Origin of the sequence: Methylotenera sp. (genome assembly GCF_013141425.1) — a bacterium.
GTDB lineage: Bacteria > Pseudomonadota > Gammaproteobacteria > Burkholderiales > Methylophilaceae > Methylotenera.
In genome coordinates this window covers 1-4,608 of record NZ_JABFRA010000013.1, presented here as the reverse complement: position 1 = coordinate 4,608, position 4,608 = coordinate 1, and the positions used below count along the sequence as shown (strand labels likewise).

The following is a 4,608-nucleotide window of genomic DNA, read 5'->3' as shown; positions in this document are numbered from 1 at the left end:
AAGTCTCGACCAGGTCCAAGACTAACTAAATAGATATCATCACGCAAATCGGTGCGGTAAGCACCAAGATTCCATTCGACATTGTCTAGCCCCCATGCTTTATTCATCGTACCGCGCAGGCCAATATCATAAGTAGTGGCTTTAATTTGTGGTAGGTATGGGTCACCTGAGAGTGCGCTAGGCAGCGAACAAGTGCGGCCAGGGCCATATACGCTCTCTGAACCATCTGGGTTTTTCCTGCGCCCTAGCGCACAACCTAGTTCAACTACACTCGGTGTACGCGTTCCTTGCGCTACATTACCAAAAATATTCAACTGTGGTGATGCTTGCCAAGTCGCACCGAGTGAAGGGTTAAGTGAATAATAAGAGTACTTTTCTGTGGCTGGTTTGTTTAGAAGACTAGTGAGGTTTAATTTGTGGTAGCCAGTTGGTACGCCGTTGCAATTGCCATTGGGGCAGATACCAATGGTATCTGGGTAAGCTGGGTAGGCATGTAAGGGCGTGTCGTAAAGTGATGCACTTTCACGCACTGCTAAGGTGTTTTTAACTTTAGTTTGGTTGTAGCGGAGTGCACCTGTCACATGTAGAGTTTCAATAGGGCTCCATGTTTCGCTAGCGTAAATACTTTTGGTAAGCGAGGTGCCATCAAAATCGTTATTGCGTATCTCACCGCCCTCGTTGGCAGCAATATAGGCATCTAAGGCTTGTTGTGGGTCAAAATAGGCATTGCGCTTGGCATCCAAAAAACCTAAACGTTGCGTAGTGTTGTAATCGGCGCTGGCAGAATCTATTGAAGCGCCAACCATGAATTTATGGTGGTCTAAATTCCAGTTGAATTGTACGGCACTCCCTTTCACCAGCTGGTCTATAGTATTCTCGGTAATCACAGCAGTGGGCACGCCTTCAATCACTGTGCCGCCACCATACGTATCAAATGCACCGTCTACTACTTTGAGTAGGCCCGTAACAGGGTCGTATGTCCCGTAACCAGGAGCATTATTGTTAGGAGTACCATAAACTGGATGACCATTAGCATCAATACGGCTTATTGCTTCACCGCATTTTTCAAGATTACGTGCCCGTATTGTTAATATAATATGTTTGTTAAATGTTCCATCGCCATTTGGAGTATAAAAATAGTCTAATGAAGAATTGCTAACCGATACCGGCCCTGCTGGGTCATTTAAAGTTGGTCCCTTACTTCCTCCAATATAAGAAAACTCAGTAGCTGATCCATCGGGGAGATTAGGGGATGTAATTGGTCTAACTAAAGCTTGTTGGTCTTCTGGAATTGTTAAACTAGCACCTGAGTTTTTCCAAAAATTAAATTCTTGATGAACAAAATTAGCATAATATATGGGCAGATCTTTATTAAAAGTGTCTTCAATAAGGCTGGTGTCAACTGGTGTAACAAAGTCATAGTTATAGCTATAGTCCACTAGGAATTTCACTTGGTTGTTATTCAGATATATGTCATAAAGTGGGTCGCTAGTGTCGCCAGCAGCTACCGCTGCGGCGATATCTCCAATATTGCTGGGTTCCTCAACCAAGTAATAATCTGGAATACCATATTTGTTATGACTATTATGTAAGCAGGTGAGCTGGTCTCCAGAAGCAATATTTTTTGGAGCTACAATATATTCTCCATCGCTAAACTCTGTATAAACATCTGACCCGACACTATGCCGTTTGCTATTACGGTTATACACCTGCCCAGTAATATTGAAGTTATCATTCACCTGAAACGCCCCACTTAGCTGAAACTGAATGAGCTTGTTTTTCGTGGTATCGGGTGAACTGAATACGCTGCTGGGGTCTTGTTTGTACATCTCACTCGGCAACAAACCATTGCCCACCAAATCCGTCCCCACCAATAAGGTACTCAAGTTCAGGTCGAGCTTCTCACCGCGATAACTGGCCTTACCAAAGAACTGATTCACTTTACTGGGCGAGTTATCGCGCCAACCATCTTCTAAAAAGAAGTTGCCCGCACCAAACAAAGCAAAGGTGCCATTGTTGGTACCCCCAGACACTTGTAACTGTTTACGCCCATAAGAGCCTGCGAGGATTTCTGCATCGACGCCATCGTTATTAAAACCATCTTTGGTCTTCACCGTAAACGCACCGCCCAATGTGCCTAAGCCAAAGATGGGGTTAGAACCAGGAAACACATCCACACCCGCTAAGGCATTCATGGGAATCAAATCCCAATTCACCACATCACCAAACGGTTCATTCACACGAATACCATCAAAGAACACACTCAAACCTTGCGGTGTGCCTATTTGTGGCCCTGCGGTAAAACCACGGTATTGCACATCCATCATAAAAGGATTACCTTGGTAATCGTTCACCGTCACTGATTGCAGCTTTTTATTCATCAAATCGGTAATGCTTAACGAATGCGATTCTTTAATCTCTTTAGCTGTGATGCTTTGTACGTTGCCAGGGATTTCATCTTTGGTTAAACCTAAACCTGGTAGAGGGCCAATTTCATGAAAGCGTTTAGCGCGTACTTTAATTTCATTCAACTTCACATCAATCGGTAGGTTATTGCTGCCTTTGTCTTTGCTCAGAGTTTTAGCATTGGCTTTGGCGGCATCGCTGACACCTTGCGGGTTAGCGTCAGTGGCTTCTGCGGCAAGTAAGGTCTTGCGACTCACACCGTATTGGCTTGCTACAGATGGTAGGGTGACCAGTTGACTGGTGGCCGCCGTTGTTTCCTCCCTCGTTTCTACCTTTGTTGCTGTGTTTGCCGTCGCATTCGTGTTATCTATCGTTTCGTGTGCATACAAGGACTGCATGAACAATGACGGAGCAAACAAGGCCGAGATAATCAACCTTAACGTTTTTAGTCGTGGCGTCAAAGTATGAAAATGCATTAATTGTCGATGACGTTGGCAATTCCGGGCAAAACGATTATTATTTTTATGCATACCCATTTCCCCATTGGCTTACAAGACGGTTGACGATTCGCTCTACATTTCAGACGCCGCCACCAGCGCTTAAATGTAGGGCAAATTTCTAATTTGCGCATCAGAGATAATCCCGACTATTTTGGAAATAATTCTCTTGTGAGAGTGGGATATTTTCCTGAAAGGCTGGAAAGCAAGAGCTGTAAAGGGATGCAGGGCAATGGTGTGGTTTGAAGATATTCGCACTATTATTTTGTAACGGATGGGTCATTGCAATACATTCTTGGAAATTTTGACATCAAAAACTTAATAGTGATAGCATAACGTATGCTTTATTAAACTGGAGAAGTCAAATGTCCGTGGTTACTGTTAGAAACTTACCTGAAGAGACGCATCGTGCGCTAAAAGCGCGCGCGGCTGAACACCATCGCAGTACAGAAGCGGAAATACGCTTTATTTTAGAAAATGCGGTTAGACCTAAAGATAGAATCAAACTTGGTTCATTACTAGCGGAGATCGGTCGCGAAGTGGAGTTTGTTGAAATTGAGATTGATCGAGACAAAACAGCCATAGAACCACTGAGTTTTGAATGATACTGCTTGATACGAATGTGATTTCTGAGCCATTAAAAGCTTCGGCTGATCAAAAAATAGTGGATTGGATTAACGCACAGAACGTTGAGACCTTGTATTTATCAACGATTGGTCTTGCAGAACTGCGTTTCGGTATTGCTGTGCTACCAGAAGGTAAGCGTAAAGATGTGCTTTATTCTAGCCTTGAAAAACGCGTGTTACCCTTGTTTGAAGGTCGTATTTTGTCATTTGATATTGGTGCATCTCAAGCTTATGCAACATTGCGATCTAAAGCGCGTGCAGTTGGTCAAATAATTGCGCCCGCAGATGGCTATATTGCAGCAATAGCCATAACAAACGGGCTTGCTATTGCCACTAGAGACACCAAGCCCTTTATAGCGGCAGGTTTAACGGTGATTAATCCTTGGCAGTTAGAATGACAAATACGCACTAATTATAATTCTGCGAATTTCAATTTAAAACGTGCATTGCTTAATAAAACAAAAAAGCGAGCCTATAAAATCCTTCCTAGGGGAACAAAATAGGCTCGCTGTGAGAAAGAGAGCTATTTTAAGGCTAGCTCTCTACACACCCTTTTAATTGCCACTAAAAGTCGAGGCGTACACCACCAAATACTTGACGGCTTCGACCGGCAAACATCCCATCTACTCGGCTAGCTAGATACTCTTTGTCGGTCAAGTTATGGCCGCTTAAGAAGTACGTTGCTTTTGAGTTTACTGGTTTGAAGTTGATTGAAGCATTAAACAGTGTGTACGATGGAATTGTGCCCGCATAACCTGCTAATAGCGCATTACCTGGTAAGAATAGGCCACCATCAGCAATTAATACTTGAGAATATTTAGGCCAGCTTGAGGGTTAAACTTTTAAAATATCGAGTTTAATTGCAGCTAAAATAAGTTGTGAGCCATTTTCTACATTAAGCTTTTGCCGGAGCCTTGTTTGTGTATTAGCTATGGTTTTGTAGTCAAGATTTATTAATTTTGCTATTTCTTCTAGGGTGAGTCCTTTAGCCAGCATTTGAAAGACTTCAAATTCTCGCTGGCTTAGATTGTTCAAAATAGAGTCTTCAGCTTCTAAATTTTGTGAGGTGATTTTTTTTG

4 protein-coding genes are annotated in these 4,608 nt (G+C 43.0%); 2 read left to right on the top strand and 2 right to left on the bottom strand.

All coding sequences use genetic code 11. The features are described 5' to 3' along the window. A partial coding sequence (locus HOO90_RS01195; protein ID WP_292838627.1) for a TonB-dependent receptor occupies window positions 1-2,936 on the bottom strand: 2,936 nt, incomplete at its 3' end. A 332-nt stretch (window positions 2,937-3,268) separates the two neighbouring features. On the opposite strand from HOO90_RS01195, the gene HOO90_RS01190 reads away from it, so the two are divergent. Then, window positions 3,269-3,508: an Arc family DNA-binding protein gene (locus tag HOO90_RS01190; RefSeq protein WP_292838625.1), complete on the top strand. Its 240-nt coding sequence runs from the start codon at window positions 3,269-3,271 to the stop codon at window positions 3,506-3,508. Then, window positions 3,505-3,927 carry a type II toxin-antitoxin system VapC family toxin gene (locus HOO90_RS01185; protein WP_292838623.1) on the top strand — a complete coding sequence of 141 codons (423 nt, stop codon included), beginning with the start codon at window positions 3,505-3,507 and terminating at the stop codon, window positions 3,925-3,927. Before HOO90_RS01190 ends, HOO90_RS01185 begins: the two co-directional genes overlap by 4 nt. Before the next feature lie 436 nt (window positions 3,928-4,363). Here the strand turns inward: HOO90_RS01185 and HOO90_RS01175 are convergent. After that, window positions 4,364-4,608 (bottom strand): helix-turn-helix transcriptional regulator (locus HOO90_RS01175; RefSeq protein ID WP_292838622.1); only part of this gene is annotated, 245 nt, incomplete at its 5' end.